General features: G+C 70.1%; 18 protein-coding genes. 3 read left to right on the top strand and 15 right to left on the bottom strand.

The annotated features are described in order from the left end of the window. Positions 1-31: 31 nt before the first annotated feature. From IEY73_RS00885 to IEY73_RS00875, 3 genes are all read right to left on the bottom strand, one after another. Positions 32-814, bottom strand: coding sequence for an enoyl-CoA hydratase/isomerase family protein (locus IEY73_RS00885; protein WP_189077075.1), 783 nt, complete (start codon positions 812-814; stop codon positions 32-34). After that, positions 811-1038, bottom strand: coding sequence for a helix-turn-helix domain-containing protein (locus IEY73_RS00880; RefSeq protein WP_189077074.1), 228 nt, complete (start codon positions 1036-1038; stop codon positions 811-813). Before IEY73_RS00880 ends, IEY73_RS00885 begins: the two co-directional genes overlap by 4 nt. Before the next feature lie 496 nt (positions 1039-1534). Beyond that, entirely contained in the window at positions 1535-3139 is a 1605-nt protein-coding gene (locus IEY73_RS00875) for an ABC-F family ATP-binding cassette domain-containing protein (protein WP_189077073.1), read from the bottom strand. Between the two features lie 235 nt (positions 3140-3374). On the opposite strand from IEY73_RS00875, the gene ypfJ reads away from it, so the two are divergent. Then, positions 3375-4295 carry a KPN_02809 family neutral zinc metallopeptidase gene (gene ypfJ / locus IEY73_RS00870; protein WP_189077072.1) on the top strand — a complete coding sequence of 307 codons (921 nt, stop codon included), beginning with the start codon at positions 3375-3377 and terminating at the stop codon, positions 4293-4295. Positions 4296-4305: 10 nt separating this feature from the next. Here ypfJ and IEY73_RS00865 read toward each other — a convergent pair whose 3' ends face one another. Continuing rightward, positions 4306-4938, bottom strand: a complete 633-nt coding sequence (locus IEY73_RS00865; protein ID WP_189077071.1) for an acVLRF1 family peptidyl-tRNA hydrolase — start codon at positions 4936-4938, stop codon at positions 4306-4308. Positions 4939-5028: 90 nt separating this feature from the next. Then, positions 5029-5628: a LysE family transporter gene (locus IEY73_RS00860; RefSeq protein ID WP_189077762.1), complete on the bottom strand. Its 600-nt coding sequence runs from the start codon at positions 5626-5628 to the stop codon at positions 5029-5031. A 78-nt stretch (positions 5629-5706) separates the two neighbouring features. On the opposite strand from IEY73_RS00860, the gene IEY73_RS00855 reads away from it, so the two are divergent. After that, the gene (locus tag IEY73_RS00855; protein ID WP_189077070.1) at positions 5707-6393 is read left to right on the top strand and encodes a histidine phosphatase family protein; all 687 of its coding nucleotides are present in this window, start codon (positions 5707-5709) and stop codon (positions 6391-6393) included. A gap of 13 nt (positions 6394-6406) precedes the next feature. Here the strand turns inward: IEY73_RS00855 and IEY73_RS00850 are convergent, their stop codons facing one another. From IEY73_RS00850 to IEY73_RS00815, 8 genes are read right to left on the bottom strand one after another with little or no spacing between them, the layout of a single operon-like run. After that, positions 6407-6844: a metal-sulfur cluster assembly factor gene (locus IEY73_RS00850; protein ID WP_189077069.1), complete on the bottom strand. Its 438-nt coding sequence runs from the start codon at positions 6842-6844 to the stop codon at positions 6407-6409. Further along, positions 6841-7317: a Fe-S cluster assembly sulfur transfer protein SufU gene (gene sufU, locus IEY73_RS00845; RefSeq protein WP_189077068.1), complete on the bottom strand. Its 477-nt coding sequence runs from the start codon at positions 7315-7317 to the stop codon at positions 6841-6843. The genes IEY73_RS00850 and sufU overlap by 4 nt, the downstream gene beginning before the upstream one ends. Beyond that, complete coding sequence (locus IEY73_RS00840; protein WP_189077067.1) at positions 7314-8546, bottom strand: cysteine desulfurase; 1233 nt, start codon at positions 8544-8546, stop codon at positions 7314-7316. The genes sufU and IEY73_RS00840 overlap by 4 nt, the downstream gene beginning before the upstream one ends. Before the next feature lie 16 nt (positions 8547-8562). Beyond that, entirely contained in the window at positions 8563-9324 is a 762-nt protein-coding gene (sufC, locus tag IEY73_RS00835) for a Fe-S cluster assembly ATPase SufC (RefSeq protein WP_189077066.1), read from the bottom strand. Then, the gene (locus IEY73_RS00830) at positions 9321-9653 is read right to left on the bottom strand and encodes a non-heme iron oxygenase ferredoxin subunit (RefSeq protein ID WP_189077065.1); all 333 of its coding nucleotides are present in this window, start codon (positions 9651-9653) and stop codon (positions 9321-9323) included. The genes sufC and IEY73_RS00830 overlap by 4 nt, the downstream gene beginning before the upstream one ends. A gap of 5 nt (positions 9654-9658) precedes the next feature. Beyond that, positions 9659-10795: a Fe-S cluster assembly protein SufD gene (gene sufD / locus IEY73_RS00825; protein ID WP_189077064.1), complete on the bottom strand. Its 1137-nt coding sequence runs from the start codon at positions 10793-10795 to the stop codon at positions 9659-9661. Positions 10796-10845: 50 nt separating this feature from the next. Beyond that, positions 10846-12267 carry a Fe-S cluster assembly protein SufB gene (sufB, locus tag IEY73_RS00820; RefSeq protein WP_189077063.1) on the bottom strand — a complete coding sequence of 474 codons (1422 nt, stop codon included), beginning with the start codon at positions 12265-12267 and terminating at the stop codon, positions 10846-10848. Continuing rightward, positions 12264-13028, bottom strand: coding sequence for a helix-turn-helix transcriptional regulator (locus IEY73_RS00815; protein ID WP_373292733.1), 765 nt, complete (start codon positions 13026-13028; stop codon positions 12264-12266). The genes sufB and IEY73_RS00815 overlap by 4 nt, the downstream gene beginning before the upstream one ends. A gap of 94 nt (positions 13029-13122) precedes the next feature. On the opposite strand from IEY73_RS00815, the gene IEY73_RS00810 reads away from it, so the two are divergent. Continuing rightward, positions 13123-14139: a COX15/CtaA family protein gene (locus IEY73_RS00810; RefSeq protein ID WP_373292732.1), complete on the top strand. Its 1017-nt coding sequence runs from the start codon at positions 13123-13125 to the stop codon at positions 14137-14139. Here IEY73_RS00810 and IEY73_RS00805 read toward each other — a convergent pair. Continuing rightward, the gene (locus tag IEY73_RS00805; protein ID WP_189077062.1) at positions 14085-15008 is read right to left on the bottom strand and encodes a DcsG N-terminal domain-containing protein; all 924 of its coding nucleotides are present in this window, start codon (positions 15006-15008) and stop codon (positions 14085-14087) included. The genes IEY73_RS00810 and IEY73_RS00805 overlap by 55 nt on opposite strands. Before the next feature lie 24 nt (positions 15009-15032). Further along, positions 15033-15356 carry a hypothetical protein gene (locus IEY73_RS00800; protein WP_373292730.1) on the bottom strand — a complete coding sequence of 108 codons (324 nt, stop codon included), beginning with the start codon at positions 15354-15356 and terminating at the stop codon, positions 15033-15035. Positions 15357-15433 lie beyond the last annotated feature (77 nt).

Raw genomic sequence — 15433 nt, 5'->3', positions numbered from 1 at the left:
GCGGGTACGACAACATCGGCCAGTAAGGGCCTTATTCCAAATCGGGCGTTACAAAAAAGAGGTCGCGGAGACGCCGCGTCTGCGCCTCCCGTTCGGCACGGTCCTGGTCCGCGTACGACCGGCCGGACGCACCGGAGATCAACGCCTTGATCTCCGCCGTCGCCCCGGGGTCCGCCGCGAGCACCGCCGCCGCCAGGTCACGGGCCGCGGTGTCCAGCTCGTCCCCGGACACCACGGCGGTGGCCAGACCGATCCGTTCCGCTTCACGGGCCTCGATCCGGCGCCCGGTCAGGCACACCTCAAGCGCCCGCGACGGACCGATCAACTCGGTGAGACGCTTCGTGCCCCCGAGATCCGGCACGAGGCCGAGGGTGACCTCGGCCATCGAGAACCGTGCGTCGTCGGCCAGAATCCGCAGATCGCAGTTCAGTGCGAGCTGGAAGCCGGCACCGATGGCATGCCCCTGGACCGCCGCCACGGTGACCAACGAGGGTCGCCGCAGCCAGGTGAAAGCCTCTTGGCTGCCGGCAATCCGTTCGGCGCACTCGGCCTCGGAGAGTTGCGCCAGATGTGCCAGCGAAGAAACACCTTCGCCGCGGGCCACGGACAGATCGAGACCCGCGGAAAAACTGCGTCCCTCGCCCCGGACAATGACGACTCTGACGTCGCCAGTCAATTTCCGGGAAATGTTGCCGAGCTCCGCCCACATCGCCGGCGTCTGCGCATTGAGCACTTCCGGTCGGCACAACGTCACCGTTGCCACCGGCCCGTCCTGCTCGAAGCGAACCCCGGCTTGCGACGTCGAGCCGGTCACGCCTTCTTGCGGCGCCGGGCGCCGCCGCGCTGGCGGAGCTGCACACCCGATTCGGTCAGCACCCGGTGCACAAAGCCGTACGACCGTCCGGTCGAGGCAGCCAGGGCACGAATGCTCTCGCCGGAGGTGTATCGCTTGACCAGATCCTTGGCCAGGGTCTGTCGCTCACTGCCGATGATTCGACGACCCTTCTCGGTGCTGGTGGCTGTGCCGGTGGCTGCCATGCTCAATCCTCACGTCGGTCACTGTGCGGTTGGATACGGTCCCACCCATTAGACCGCCTACAACGATCATGCGCTAGGCATCTCGGGTTAACCAACGTGCCCATTTACCACTGTCAGGAACTTGACGATGACAACTCGCATCAATGTCAGACAGTTAGCCGCAGGCAGTTCCGGGCATGGCCCACGCGGCCCTCCAGCGGCTTTCCACACCGAGTCGTAAACAAACCCGACAGTACCCACGACCCCCGATCACCTGCATAAACACCGCCCCATGCGGGTTGTAACCCACCGTCTATGCGACGCTCACCCTCTGACGTCACTCGATGCCCGAACGGTCGCCGAGAGGGCAGTACGCCCGATTCGTGATGCCCGGACCGCGCCACAGGCCGCCCGAACATGGTCATCTGTCGCACTTTCTGTGCGGGTGCCAGTTGACAATGGGCGATAACGATGATCCTCAATCACTAAACACCATATATCGGACCAAAGGCGCGAATTACGCTAGCTCCACGAGCTCCAGAAGGTCGTCGCTCCAGGCGTCCTCGTCGCCGTCGGGAAGCAGGATGGCCCGGTCCGGGTTCAACGCCGCGACCGCCCCCGCGTCGTGCGTCACCAGCACGATCGCGCCCGGATAGTTCGCAATCGCGTCCAGGACCTGCTCGCGGCTCACCGGATCGAGGTTGTTCGTCGGCTCGTCCAGCAACAGCACGTTCGCCCCCGAGCAGACCAGGGTGGCCAACGCCAGGCGCGTCTTCTCACCGCCGGACAGCACACCCGCCGGCTTGTCCACGTCGTCGCCGGAGAACAGGAAAGCCCCGAGGATCTTGCGCAGATCCGTGTCGGTCTGCTCGGCCGCGGCGCTGCGCATGTGTTCCAGGATGGTGCGGTCCACATCCAGCGTCTCGTGCTCCTGGGCGTAGTACCCCAGCCGCAGGCCATGGCCCGGCCGTACCTCACCGGTGTCCGACTCCAGCAGGCCGCCCAGGATGCGCAGCAGGGTGGTCTTGCCCGCGCCGTTGAGGCCCAGGATGGCCACCCGAGAACCCCGGTCCACCGCCACGTCGACGTCCGTGAAGATCTCCAAGGACCCGTACGACTTGGACAACCCCGCCGCGGTCAACGGCGTCTTGCCACACGGCGCCGGGCTCGGGAACCGTACCTTGGCCACCTTGTCCTGGGCCCGCACCTCGTCCAGTCCGCTCAGCAACCGCTCCGCGCGCTTGGCCATGTTCTGCGCGGCCACCGTCTTGGTCGCCTTGGCCCGCATCTTGTCGGCCTGCGCCATCAGGGCGCCCGCCTTCTTCTCCGCGTTGGCGCGCTCGCGGCGGCGGCGCCGCTCGTCGGTCTCGCGGGCTTCCAAATACGTCTTCCAGCCCATGTTGTACATGTCGGCGACCGCGCGGTTGGCGTCCAGGTACCACACCTTGTTCACCGCCGCCTCCAACAGGGAGACGTCGTGGCTGATCACCACCAGGCCGCCCTTGTGCTGCGCCATGTATCCGCGCAGCCAGGCGATGGAGTCCTGGTCGAGGTGGTTGGTCGGTTCGTCGAGCAGCAGGATCCCGCGGCCGTTCTGCCCGGCGTCCTGGAACAGGATGCGAGCCAGCTCGATGCGCCGCCGCTGGCCGCCGGACAGCGTCCCGATCGTCTGTGCCAGGGCGCGCTCGGGCAGGCCGAGGTTGGCGCAGATCCGCGCTGCCTCCGCCTCGGCCGCGTACCCACCCAGCCCGGCGAACCGGTCCTCCAACTGCCCGTACCGCTTGATCAGCTTCTCGTCGGCGCTCTCCTCCAGTTGCACCTCGAGCTTCTGCATCTCGGCCAGCAGCGTGTCCAGCCCACGCGCGGAGAGCACGCGGTCGCGGGCAGTGACGTTCAGATCGCCGGTGCGCGGGTCCTGCGGCAGGTAGCCGATCTCGCTGGTGCGGGTCACCTCTCCCGCGTACGGCTGGCCCTCACCGGCCAGCACCTTGAGGGTGGTGGTCTTGCCGGCGCCGTTGCGGCCCACCAGGCCGATCCGGTCGCCGGGCTGCACGCGCAACGTGACCGGGGACAGCAGGATGCGGGCGCCGGCACGCAGTTCGAGTCCGGTAGCGGTGATCATGAAAAGGCTTTCTCGCTCTCGGAATGGACGGCTGACTCGGGGCACGAAAGAACGGCGACCGTCACTTCGCCGACCGGAACGGCCGGCCGTGACGGCCGAGGGTGGGGTCAGCCTTCGCAGAGCAGCACCCGTGCATACTACCGGGCGGCCCGGCACGCTACCCACCCGATTAGCGACCAAGATCAACGGGTACCTGCCGTGCATCCGTGCCCGGACCGCCGCGAGCGAGGACGACATGAGACTCAACGAGAACGCAGATCTGGACACCAGCCAGGTGGAAGACCTCCGCGGCAGCGGCGGCGGCGGAGGCATCGGCGGCCTCCCGATCGGCGGTCGCGGCCTCACCGGCGTCATCGTCACCGTGCTGCTGGCCCTGGTCGGCGGATATTTCGGCATCGACACCCTCAACGGCGGCGACCCCAGCGGGCAACCCGCGGCCGGGCCGGGCCTGGAGCAGGAATGCGGCAGCGCCAATGCGGACCGGCTCAAGCAGCTCGACTGTCGCAACCTGCTCTACATCAACTCGATCCAGGCGTACTGGACCGACGAGCTGCCCGCCGCGTTCGGGACCACCTACGAGCCGGCCACCACCCGCTACTTCTCCAACCAGGTCAGCACCGGCTGCGGCGCGGCCGACTCGGGCACCGGGCCGTTCTACTGCCCCGCCGACGACCACGTCTACATCGACCTGACGTTCTACCGCCTGCTCGCCGATCAGCTCGGCGCTCCGGGCGAGTTCGCCCAGCCGTACGTGCTGGCCCACGAGTACGGCCACCACGTGCAGGATCTGCTGGGCACCGAGGCCGAGATGCGCCGGGAACAGCAACGAGACCCGGACGAGGCCAATCACCTCTCGGTCAAACTGGAGCTGCAGGCCGACTGCTACGCCGGGGCCTGGGCCAACGGCGCCAGCGACACCGAGGGCAGCGACGGCACCAAGCTGTTCACCAGCATCACCGACAGCGACATCCAGCAGGGCCTGGACACCGCCAGCAAGATCGGCGACGACACGCTGCAGCAGCGCAGCGGCGGCTCGGTGAACCCGGCCGAGTTCACCCACGGCACCTCGGCCCAGCGCCAGCAGTGGTTCCGCACCGGCTACGAGAGCGGCGACCCCAAGTCCTGTGACACCTTCGCCGCCGGCGCGGTGAAGTGATGCCCGCCCGTCACGGGTCCCGCACCAGGACGGGCACCGCGCGAGCCTGATCGATCGCGGCCAGCAGCACCGCGTGCCGCGGCTCGGGCACCTCCAGGACCCGAGCCGCGCGCACCAGGACGAGCGGACTCAGGTGAGGCGCGGACAGGATCGCGTCGATCGCCGCGCGGTCGCCGCCGGTCACCAGCGCGGCCAGCCCGTCCGCGTGCGGCAGCAGCACCCGCGCCACCACGTCGGCACCGCCCGCGGCGGCGGCCTTGGCCTGATTCGCCCGGCGGCGCGCGAACCGCTGCTGCGACCAACCGCCCGCGGCGGTGCGGCCCTGCACGTAGTGGGTGTCCACCTTGGACGCAAGCAGCCGCGAGCCGTCCGCGACGCCCACCGCAACCGCGGCCTTGCGGGCCAGCAGCAGGCCCAGCCGACGGGGCCGCGCCGCGGTGCGCACCAGATCATCGACCGAATCCACCGGGTCCGCACCGATGGGCGTCTCGAAACGGGCGACGGCACCGTCCGCGGCGGTGACCGTCAACCCCTCGCTCCGGTACGCGCCGTGGCGTACCGCGAAGTTCTCCAGCCAGCGCGGCAGACGGTCCGGGGCGACGTCCACCCAGCGCCCGCCGCCCGCGGCCGGCCGTCCCTTCACCGTGACTCCCCGATCGTGGTCCGTGCCCTCGCCCACTCTCGTGGTGGCCGTTCCTCATCGTGGCACAACGCCCCGCGCGGTCCGCGCACCTCACAACAAGCCGATGCCGAGCGCGGCGATCACCGCGCTGGACACCAGGGCCGTGATCAGTCTGCCCCGCGGACCGACCAGCAACCGCCCGACGAGCGACCCACCGCCGGCGAGGAACAACTGCCAGCTCGCCGATGCCAGGAACGCACCGGTCACGAACCAGGCGCCGCCCCCGCCGAACCGGCCGCCCCGGCCCAGCACCAGGGCCGCGAAATAGACCACCGTCGCGGGGTTCAGCAAGGTCAGCGCGAGGATGCCGGAATAGGCCGCCCCGGGCGACACGGGACGCGAGCGGTCCTCCGGTGGCCGGGCGCGCCGCCGGATCGCACCGACCGCGGTGACCACGGCCAGCGCCACCAGGGTCACCGCGGCGACCATCCGCAACGGCCCGGCGAACGGCGCGACGATGCCCGCCACGGCCGCGCCGCCCAGCACCGCGGCCAGCGCGTACAGCCCGTCCGCGGTGGCCGCTCCCAACCCCGCCGCGGCACCGACCCGCAACGAGTGCCGCGCGCTGAGACCGGCGATCAAGACCCCGATCGCCCCGACGGGCATCGCGATGCCGTATCCGGCCGCGGCGCCGGCCAGGAATGCCCCCATCACCTCGACATCGTCCTGGCATGCCGTTCGGTGCGACCACCGAATTTCCGGCGACCCGGCCGGGATAGGGTCGCGATCATGGATGTCGTCGCGGAACTCGTCCTCGTCCGGCACGGGCAGAGCGCGGCCAACGTGGCCTTCCCCCGGGCGGACGCGGCCGGTCGGGAAGAGTCGGGGCTCACCGGCCGGGACACCGATGTCCCCCTCACCGATGTCGGCGTGCGGCAGGCCGAGGCGGTCGGCCGGTGGCTGGCCACCCTGCCCGGCGAGCGGCTGCCGCAGGTGGCCGTCACCTCGCCGTACGTGCGTGCCCGTGAGACGTGGCGCATCGCCGCCGAGGCGTCCGGCCGGGAGCTACCCCCGCCGTCCACCGACGACCGCCTGGTCGACCGGCTGCTCGGCGAGCTGGAGATGCTCACCCGCGCCGCCATCCGGCGCCGTTACCCGGACGAGGCGGCACGCCGGAGCGAGGCGGGCGAATTCGACTATCGGCCGCCCGGCGGGGAGTCCTTCACGGACATCAGCCGACGGCTCACGTCGTTTCTCGACGATCTCAACCGGGAGCACGCCGGGCAGCGCGTCGTCGTGGTCGCGCACGACGCGGTGGTGCTGATGACCCGGTTCGTCATCGAGCAACTGGCGTGGGATGACGTGATGCGCATCACCGCGAGCGGCGGGGTGCGCAACGCTTCGCTCACCCGGTTCGACGGCTCGTCCGGCACGCTCGTGCTGCAGGAATACAACACGGTCGACCACCTGCCGTGAGTACGGCAGGCGATCAGACGTTGAACCCCAGCGCGCGCAACTGTTCCCGGCCCTCGTCGGTGATCTTGTCCGGTCCCCACGGCGGCAGCCACACCCAGTTGATGCGGAAGTCCTTGACCAGGCCGCCGCCCGGACCCTGGGTGAGCGCCTGCCGCGTCTGGTCCTCGATCACGTCGGTCAGCGGGCACGCCGCGGACGTCAGCGTCATGTCCAGCGTCGCCACGTTGTCGTCATCCACGTGCGTGTCGTAGACCAGACCCAAATCCACCACGTTGATGCCGAGCTCGGGGTCGACGACGTCCTTCATCGCCTCCTCGACGTCGGCCACGCTCGCCGTCGCGCCGGCCTGCGCGGTGCCGACGACCGGCGCGGCCTCGGCGACCGGCGCGGCCTCCGGAGCCGCCGTCGTCGCTGCGTCGGTGACGACGTCGTCCACAGTCCTGTCGGTCATGAGTTTGCTCCCTTCGACGTCCCCGCCGTCTGCCTGTCCCCCGACTCCGCCAGTGCACCGGCGCGCGCCGCGGCGTCCTTGAACGCCATCCACGGCAGCAGCGCGCACTTCACCCGCGCCGGGTAGCGCGCCACACCGGCGAACGCCACGCCGTCGCCGAGCACGTCCTCGTCCGGCTCGACCTGCCCGCGGCCCTGCATGAGGGCGACGAATGCCTCCTCGATGACGCGCACCTGCTCGGGCGTGCGCCCGGTGAGCAGCTCGTGCATCACCGAAGCGGACGCCTGGCTGATCGAGCAGCCCACACCGTCGTACGAGATGTCGGACAGGTCCGGCGTGACGCGGATGGTGATCTCGTCACCGCAGGTCGGGTTGACGTGGTGCGCCTCACCCGCGAACGGTTCCCGCAGGCCGCGGCCGTGCGGGTTCTTGTAATGGTCCAGGATGATCTCCTGGTACAGCTGATCCGTCATGGGTTGAACACCTTCTTGACCTGCTCGATGCCCTGTGCCAGCGCGTCGATCTCGGCCGTCGTCGTATACAGGTAGAACGAGGCGCGGGTCATGGCGGGCACCCCGAAGCGTGCGCACACCGGCCGCGCGCAGTGATGTCCCACCCGCACCTCGACACCGAGATCGTCCAAGATCTGCCCCACGTCGTGCGGGTGCACACCGTCGACCGCGAAGGACACCGTGCCGCCGCGCCCCTCCGGCGTGGCCGGGCCGAAGATCCGCACGCCGTCGATGTCCGCGAGCGACTTCAGCGCGTACGCGGCGATCTCCCGCTCGTGGCGATGCACCGCGTCCATGCCCAGGGCGGACAGGTAATCCACCGCGGCGCCCAGTCCGACCGCCTCGGCGATCGGCGGCGTGCCCGCCTCGAACCGGGCCGGCGGCATCGCGTACGTGGTCCGCTCCATCGTCACCGTCTCGATCATCGAGCCGCCGGACAGGAACGGTGGCATCGCTTCCAGCACCGCGGACCGGCCCCAGAGCACGCCGATGCCGGTCGGCCCGAGCATCTTGTGCCCGGTGAACGCGATCAGGTCGACGCCCAGCGCGGCCACGTCGACCGGCATGTGCGGCACGGACTGGGAACAGTCCAGCAGCATGCGCGCGCCCACCTGACGGGCTCGGTCGGCGATCCGCGCCACGTCGTTGACGGTGCCCAGGATGTTCGACACGTGCACCACGGACACGATCTTGGTGCGCTCGTTGACCAGGTCGTGCAGGCGTGACTCGTCCAGCCGGCCCTCGTCGGTGACGCCGAACCAGCGCAGCGTGGCGCCGGTGCGCTCGCAGAGCATCTGCCACGGCACGATGTTCGAGTGATGCTCCATCTCGGAGATCACGATCTCGTCCCCGGGCCCGATCTCCAGCATCCGGCCCACGCTGTGCGCGGCCAGATTGATCGCCTCGGTGGAGTTCTTGGTGAAGACCACCTCGTCGGCCGACGCCGCGCCGATGAACGCGGCGACTTTGGCGCGCGCATGCTCGTACGCCGACGTGGCCTCGGTGCCCAGGGTGTGCACCGAGCGCGACACGTTGCCGTTGTGCCGTTCCTGCAACTCGCGCATCGCGTCCAGCACCTGGCGGGGCTTCTGCGAGGTGTTGGCGCTGTCCAGATAGACCAGCGGGTGCCCGTTCACCTCCCGGGAAAGAATCGGGAAGTCGGCACGCACCTTGGCCACGTCGAAGCTCACGGCGTTCTCCCGACCGTCAGACCTGAGCGCTCACGTAGCGCTCGTAACCCTCGGCTTCGAGCTGCTCGGCCAGCTCCGGGCCGCCCTCCTGAACGATCTTGCCGGCCACGAAGACGTGCACGAAGTCCGGCTTGATGTAGCGCAGGATCCGCGTGTAGTGGGTGATCAGCAGCAGGCCGCTGTCGCCGCCCGCGCGGACCCGGTTGACGCCCTCGCTCACCACGCGCAGCGCGTCGATGTCCAGGCCCGAGTCGGTCTCGTCGAGGATCGCCATCTTCGGCTTCAGCAGCTCAAGCTGCATGATCTCGTGCCGCTTCTTCTCCCCGCCGGAGAAGCCCTCGTTCACGTTGCGCTGAGCGAACGCCGGGTCCATGTGCAGCCGCTCCATCGCGCCGCGCAGCTCACCGGACCAGGTGCGCAGCTTGGGCGCCTCGCCGTCGATGGCGGTCTTGGCGGTACGCAGGAAGTTGGCCACCGACACGCCGGGCACCTCGACCGGGTACTGCATGGCCAGGAACAGCCCGGCCCGCGCCCGCTCGTCGACCGTCATGGCCAGCACGTCGTCGCCGTCCAGGGTCACCTGGCCGCCGGTGATCTCGTACTTCGGGTGACCGGCGATGGAGTAGGCCAGAGTGGACTTGCCGGAGCCGTTCGGGCCCATGATCGCGTGCGTCTCGCCCGACTTCACGGTCAGGTCCACGCCGGCCAGGATGGGCTTGAGCTCGCCCTCCGGCAGCTTGACCGAAACCTGCAGGTCACGGATCTCCAGGGTGCTCACGGGTTCACTCCATTGCTCGGTGTCGTCGAAACATAGATGTCTCCGTCGCGGATCTCGACGGGGAAGGTCGCCACCGGCTCGGTGGCGGGCAGGCCGGTGGGTTCCCCGGTACGCAGGTCGAAGCGCGATCCGTGCAGCCAGCACTCCAGGGTGCAGCCGTCCAGTTCGCCCTCGGACAGCGCGATCGCCGCATGGCTGCACTCGTCGCGCACCGCGTACAGCTCGCCGTCGTCGGCGCGGACCACGGCGATCTCGACGCCGTCGACCTCGACGCTGCGCACCGAGCCCTTGGCGACGTCGTCCGCCGGGCCGACCAGGTGGAAGCTCACGTCCGTTACGCTCCCGCCTTGGCCAGCCGGGCCTCGATCGCGTCGCCGAGGCGCTCGCGCAGCTCCGGCCACGGAATCTTGTTGATCAGCTCGGCGAAGAAGCCGCGCACCACGAGCTTGCGCGCCTCGTCTTCGGGGATGCCACGGGCCATCAGGTAGAACAGTTGCTCGTCGTCGAACCGACCGGTGGCGCTCGCGTGCCCGGCACCGGCCACCTCGCCGGTTTCGATCTCCAGGTTCGGCACCGAGTCGGCCCGCGCGCCGTCGGTCAGCACCAGGTTCCGGTTGATCTCGTAGGTGTCGGTGCCGGTCGCCGCGGCCCGGATCAGCACGTCGCCGACCCAGACGGTGTGCGCCGACGCGCCCTGCAACGCGCCACGGTATCCGACGTAGCTGCGACAGTCCGGCACCCCGTGGTCGACGAACTGACGGTGCTCCAGGTGCTGGCCGGCGTCGGCGAAGTACAGCCCGTGCAGCTCCGCCTCGCCGCCCCGTCCGGCGTACTCGACGCTGGTGAACTGGCGAACCAGGTCGCCACCCAGCGCGACCTGCACGTGGTTGACGCGGGCGTCGCGGCCGACCCGGAACCGGAGGTGCTGGGCCTGCACCGCGCCCAGATCCCATTCGGCAAGCGTGACGAAGGTGAGCTGGGCGTTGTCGGCCAGCACGACCTCCAGGTTGTCCGCCACGGTGGCCGTGCCGAGCTGCTCCAGGATCAGCGTGACCCGGGCGAACGCCCCGACCCGGACCACGGTCCGCGCGGCGGCCGCGGTCACGCCCTGCCCGGTCACCCGGATCACCACCGGTTCGGCACTCTCGGTCTCCGGCGCCACCTCGATCAGGCTGACCGCCGCGGCCGAGCCGTGCGCCAGCGCGCTGATCCGGTCGAACGGGGTCAGCAGCGGCTCGACCTTGCCCGGGTGCACTTCGGACACGGTGACGCCGGCGGGCAGGTCGCCCATCGGCTGCACGGTCGGCGCGGCACCGTTCAGCGACGTGGCCGTGGCCAGCTCGCCCAGCCGCTTCAGCGGGGTGAAGCGCCAGTCCTCCTCCAGCCCGGTGAGGGCCGGGAAGTCGGCGACGTCGAACGAACGCAGCACCTGCGACTTGGTGCTGGGCGGTGCCATGGCCTCGGTACTCATCTCGTCCTTGCTCTGCGATTGCGCGGATTGGTTCCGGTGGGTGGACGCGGTCAGCCGACCGCGCCCTCCATCTGCAGCTCGATCAGGCGGTTCAGTTCCAGCGCGTACTCCATCGGCAGCTCCTTGGCGATCGGCTCGATGAAGCCGCGCACGATCATCGCCATCGCCTCGTCCTCGGTCAGGCCGCGGCTCATCAGGTAGAAGAGCTGGTCCTCGCTGACCTTGGACACGGTCGCCTCGTGGCCCATCGCCACGTCGTCCTCGCGGATGTCGACGTACGGATAGGTGTCGCTGCGGGAGATGGTGTCGACCAGCAACGCGTCGCACTTGACCGTGCTGGCGCTGCGGTTGGCCCCGTCCAGCACCTGCACCAGCCCGCGGTACGAGGTGCGGCCGCCGCCCCGGGCGATCGACTTGGACACGATGGTCGAGGAGGTGTGCGGCGCCGCGTGCACCATCTTCGCGCCGGCATCCTGGTGCTGGCCCTCGCCGGCCATGGCGACCGAGAGCACCTCGCCCTTGGCGTGCGGCCCGGTCATGTAGACCGCCGGGTACTTCATCGTCACCTTGGAGCCGATGTTGCCGTCGATCCACTCCATCGTCGCGCCCGCTTCGCAGGTCGCGCGCTTGGTGACCAGGTTGTAGACGTTGTTCGACCAGTTCTGGATCGTGGTGTAGCGGCAGCGCGCGTTCTTCTTCACCACGATCTCCACCACCGCGGAGTGCAACGAGTCGGAGGAGTAGATCGGCGCGGTGCAGCCCTCGACGTAGTGCACGTACGCGCCCTCGTCGACGATGATCAGCGTGCGCTCGAACTGGCCCATGTTCTCGGTGTTGATCCGGAAGTAGGCCTGCAGCGGGATCTCGACGTGAACGCCCTTGGGCACATAGATGAACGACCCGCCGGACCACACCGAGGTGTTCAGCGCGGCGAACTTGTTGTCGCCCACCGGGATGACCGTGCCGAAGTACTCCTTGAACAGGTCCTCGTGCTCGCGCAACCCGGTGTCGGTGTCCAGGAACAGGACGCCCTGCTCCTCCAGGTCCTCACGGATCTTGTGGTAGACCACCTCGGACTCGTACTGCGCGGCCACACCGGCGATCAGGCGCTGCTTCTCCGCCTCCGGGATGCCCAACCTGTCGTACGTCGCCTTGATGTCCGCGGGCAGGTCGTCCCACGAGGCCGCCTGCTTCTCGGTGGACCGCACGAAGTACTTGATGTTGTCGAAGTCGATGCCGGTGAGGTCCGCGCCCCAGTTCGGCATCGGCTTGCGGTCGAACAGGCGCAGGCCCTTGAGCCGACGCTCCAGCATCCACTCCGGCTCGCTCTTCTTGGCCGAGATATCGCGCACCACGGCCTCGGACAGCCCGCGCTGGGCGGACGCGCCGGCGACGTCCGAGTCGGCCCACCCGTACTCGTACTTGCCCAGGGCGGCGAGATGCTCTTCCTGAGTGACGATCTGGTCGGTCATGTGTCTGTCCTCACCGTGGTGTTCTGGACCGTGGTCTCTGGCGCGGTCGTCGGTCCGGTCATGGGTAGCGTGGGGATGTGCGTCGTGCACACCCCGTCACCGTGCGCGATGGTGGCGAGCCGCTGCACGTGGGTGCCGATGAGCCGGGAGATGACCTCCGTCTCGGCGTCGCACAGCTGCGGGAATTCGGCGGCCACATGTGCCACCGGGCAGTGGTGCTGGCATAGCTGCCCACCGGACGCGATCGTGGTCGCGTTCGCAGCGTAGCCCTCGTCGGTCAGGGCCTCGGCGAGCGCCTCCGCCCGCGCGATCGGGTCGCGCCCGGCCTCGCGCAACGCACCGCGACAACTCTCCTCCAGCGCCGCGACCTGGGTGGCGGCGAACGCGCTGACCGCCTCCGGGCCGCCGTGCTCGGCGATCCACCGCAGCGCGGCGGTGGCGATGTCGTCGTAGAAGTGCGGGAATGTCTCCCGGGCGGCGGCGGTCAGCACGAACGCCTTGGCCGGGCGGCCCCGGCCGCGCCGGCCGGCGACGCGCAACTCGCGCGTCTCCACCAGCCGCTCGGCGAACATCGCGTCCAGATGCTTGCGGATCGCCGCCGGGCTCAGGCCCAGTTGCGCGCCGAGCTCGGCCGCGGTGGCCGCACCCCGCTCCAGCAGCAGCCGCGCCACGCGATCGCGGGTGCGACCGTCCGTCGTGGCGGTCGCCGCCACGCCGGTCCGGACACGCACCTCTTTTTTCACTACGACAACGTTACGTATTTCGCGGGGTCCCTGCAAACCGCCGACGCGGTGATCCAGGACACCGGACACCGGACGGTGCCGCCGCCGAGCGGCCGCAGGGCCCACGCGTACGATCCGTGACGTGAGGTTCGGTCTGCTGCGTCCCCTTGCCCTGGCATCTCTGATCGCCAACGCCGCTCTGGTGGTGACCGGCGCCGCGGTCCGGCTGACCGGCTCCGGCCTGGGGTGTCCGACGTGGCCGCGGTGCACCGCCGACTCCTACACCACCACCGCCGCGATGGGCGCGCACGGGGTGATCGAGTTCGGCAACCGGGTGCTCGGCGTGGCCCTGGCCCTGATCGCGCTGGCCTGTTTCGTCGTCGCGCTGCTGCGGCCGCGCCGCCGCTCGCTGGTGCTGCTCGCGCTCGCGGTCGGCCTGGGCATCCCGGGCCAGGGCGTGATCGGCGGCATCACCGTGCTGACCGGCCTCAACCCGTGGGTGGTCGGCCTGCATTTCCTGCTCTCCATGGCGCTGATCGCCGGGGCGTACGCACTGTGGCGCCGCACCGGCGAGGGCGACGGCCCGGCGCGGGCGCTGGTGCCCGCGCACGTCCGGACGTTGGCCCGGCTCACCGCCGTGGCCAGCGCGGCCGTCCTGGTGGCCGGGGTGATCGTCACCGGCAGCGGCCCGCACGCGGGCGACCAGAATGCCCGGCGCACCGGCCTGGACCCGGCCACCGTCGCCCAGGCGCACGCCGACCTGGTCTTCCTGCTCATCGGGCTGTCCGCGGCGCTGTGGTTCGCGCTGCGCGCGGTGCAGGCGCCGCCGGCCGCGGCGCGGGCGGCGGCCGTGCTGGTCGGGATCGAGCTGGCGCAGGGGCTGATCGGCTTCGTGCAGTACTTCACCCACCTGCCGGTGCTGCTGGTGGGTGCCCACATGCTGGGCGCGACGCTGGTGTGGATCGGCACGCTGGCGATGCTGTGGAGCCTGCGAGAGCGGGCGCACGCCGTCGCCGTGCCGTCCGCCGTCGACGCGCCCGCGGCGAGCGCGCCCGCGCCGGAGACACCGATCTCCGCGTCCCCGGCGCCGGCCGGTCACGCGCGTGCCAGCACCGCGTCCGCCATCCGGTCGGCCGCGCCCGGCGCGTGATCGAAGAACAGTGACGGCTCGGTGAGCTCCAGCTCCAGCAGCAGCGGCTCGCCGTCCGGACCGGGGATCAGGTCGACCCGGGCATAGAGCAACTGTCCGGTCCCGCCGGGCACCGCGGCCAGCACCCGTTCGGCCACCGCCAGCTCGGCGGGGGCGGGGGTGCACGCGGCGATGCGCTCCCGCGCCCACGGCTCCGGGTCGCCGCCATCCGGGCCGGTCAGCATCGCGGGCTTGCGGACGCCGTGGCTGTATGCGAGCGCACCGGTGGCGTCCGGGAAGCACAGCACCGTCGTCTCCCCCACGGTGTCCACTGCCTCCAGGTAGGGCTGCACCATGACGGTCCGCCCGGCCGCGGTGAGCCGGTCCACATGTGCCGTGGCGGCGTGCGACGCGCCGGGCATCTCGTACCGGCCGGTGTCCAGGCTGCCCGCGCTGACCGCCGGCTTGACCACCCAGACGCCGGAGTCCGGCGCCGTCCACCGCTGTCCCGGTTCCACGAAGGTGGTCGGCGTGACCGGCAGCCCGGCCGCGGCGAGGTCGCGCAGATAGTGCTTGTCGGTGTTCCAGGCGACGATTGGCGCCGGGTTGGCCAGGCGGGGCACCCGGCTCGCCCAGGCCACGAATTCGTCGCGCCGTTGGGTGTAGTCCCACGTCGAGCGCAGCACCGCGAGGTCGTAACCGGCCCAGTCCACGGCCGGGTCGTCCCAGCTCACCGCGTCCACCCGGGCGCCGCGGGCGCGCAACGCCGCGCGCAAGCCCTGGTCGTCGGGGTGCAGGTCGGGCATCCGGGTGCAGGTGACAAGAGCGACCCGGGAGGTTTCCCGGGTCGCTGCGACATGGGTGGTGGAAGGGGAGTGCGCTGAGGTCATGGGTGAGAAGCTAGCCGGGCTGCGTCATCGGGCCATGCTCCGTCGGGCCATCGAGCGCCAGAGGTCGTTGCTGGGACGCATCTGCTCCATGAGCTCGCGCTCCCACTCGTTCTCCACTTGGACACCCGCCTCGTCGCAAGCCCGGCGGGCCACGTCGGTGCCGCCGGCGACGAACTGGTCAGACCACTCGCCGTCTTCGCCGACCAGGACGATGCGTGCGCCCCGCTTGCCGACGTATTCGATGACCGCACGCGCGCCGCCGTGCTGGCCGGCGAACGACTTGATGTCGGCGGTCAATGTGCCGGAACCTTCTGCCATGGGGGGCAGCCTAAGCAACCTTGGCCCCATCGCAAGTAACTTCACCCCTGTTGTGTGATGCCAATTACCAGGGAGTTTAGCCGTTCCTCACCCTGCTTTGACCGTAT

The sequence above is a fragment of the Mangrovihabitans endophyticus genome (assembly GCF_014646155.1).
Lineage (GTDB): Bacteria > Actinomycetota > Actinomycetes > Mycobacteriales > Micromonosporaceae > Actinoplanes > Actinoplanes endophyticus.
Note: the sequence above shows the minus strand (reverse complement) of the source record. Positions and strands in the feature narration are given on the sequence as shown.

Coding starts and splice junctions, on each gene's coding strand:
- IEY73_RS00880 (WP_189077074.1), bottom strand. CDS start 1,038: ATGGCAGCCACCGGCACAGCCACCAGCACCGAGAAGGGTCGTCGAATC.
- IEY73_RS00875 (WP_189077073.1), bottom strand. CDS start 3,139: ATGATCACCGCTACCGGACTCGAACTGCGTGCCGGCGCCCGCATCCTG.
- ypfJ (WP_189077072.1), top strand. CDS start 3,375: ATGAGACTCAACGAGAACGCAGATCTGGACACCAGCCAGGTGGAAGAC.
- IEY73_RS00860 (WP_189077762.1), bottom strand. CDS start 5,628: ATGGGGGCATTCCTGGCCGGCGCCGCGGCCGGATACGGCATCGCGATG.
- IEY73_RS00855 (WP_189077070.1), top strand. CDS start 5,707: ATGGATGTCGTCGCGGAACTCGTCCTCGTCCGGCACGGGCAGAGCGCG.
- IEY73_RS00850 (WP_189077069.1), bottom strand. CDS start 6,844: ATGACCGACAGGACTGTGGACGACGTCGTCACCGACGCAGCGACGACG.
- sufU (WP_189077068.1), bottom strand. CDS start 7,317: ATGACGGATCAGCTGTACCAGGAGATCATCCTGGACCATTACAAGAAC.
- sufD (WP_189077064.1), bottom strand. CDS start 10,795: ATGAGTACCGAGGCCATGGCACCGCCCAGCACCAAGTCGCAGGTGCTG.
- sufB (WP_189077063.1), bottom strand. CDS start 12,267: ATGACCGACCAGATCGTCACTCAGGAAGAGCATCTCGCCGCCCTGGGC.
- IEY73_RS00805 (WP_189077062.1), bottom strand. CDS start 15,008: ATGACCTCAGCGCACTCCCCTTCCACCACCCATGTCGCAGCGACCCGG.
- IEY73_RS00800 (WP_373292730.1), bottom strand. CDS start 15,356: ATGGGGCCAAGGTTGCTTAGGCTGCCCCCCATGGCAGAAGGTTCCGGC.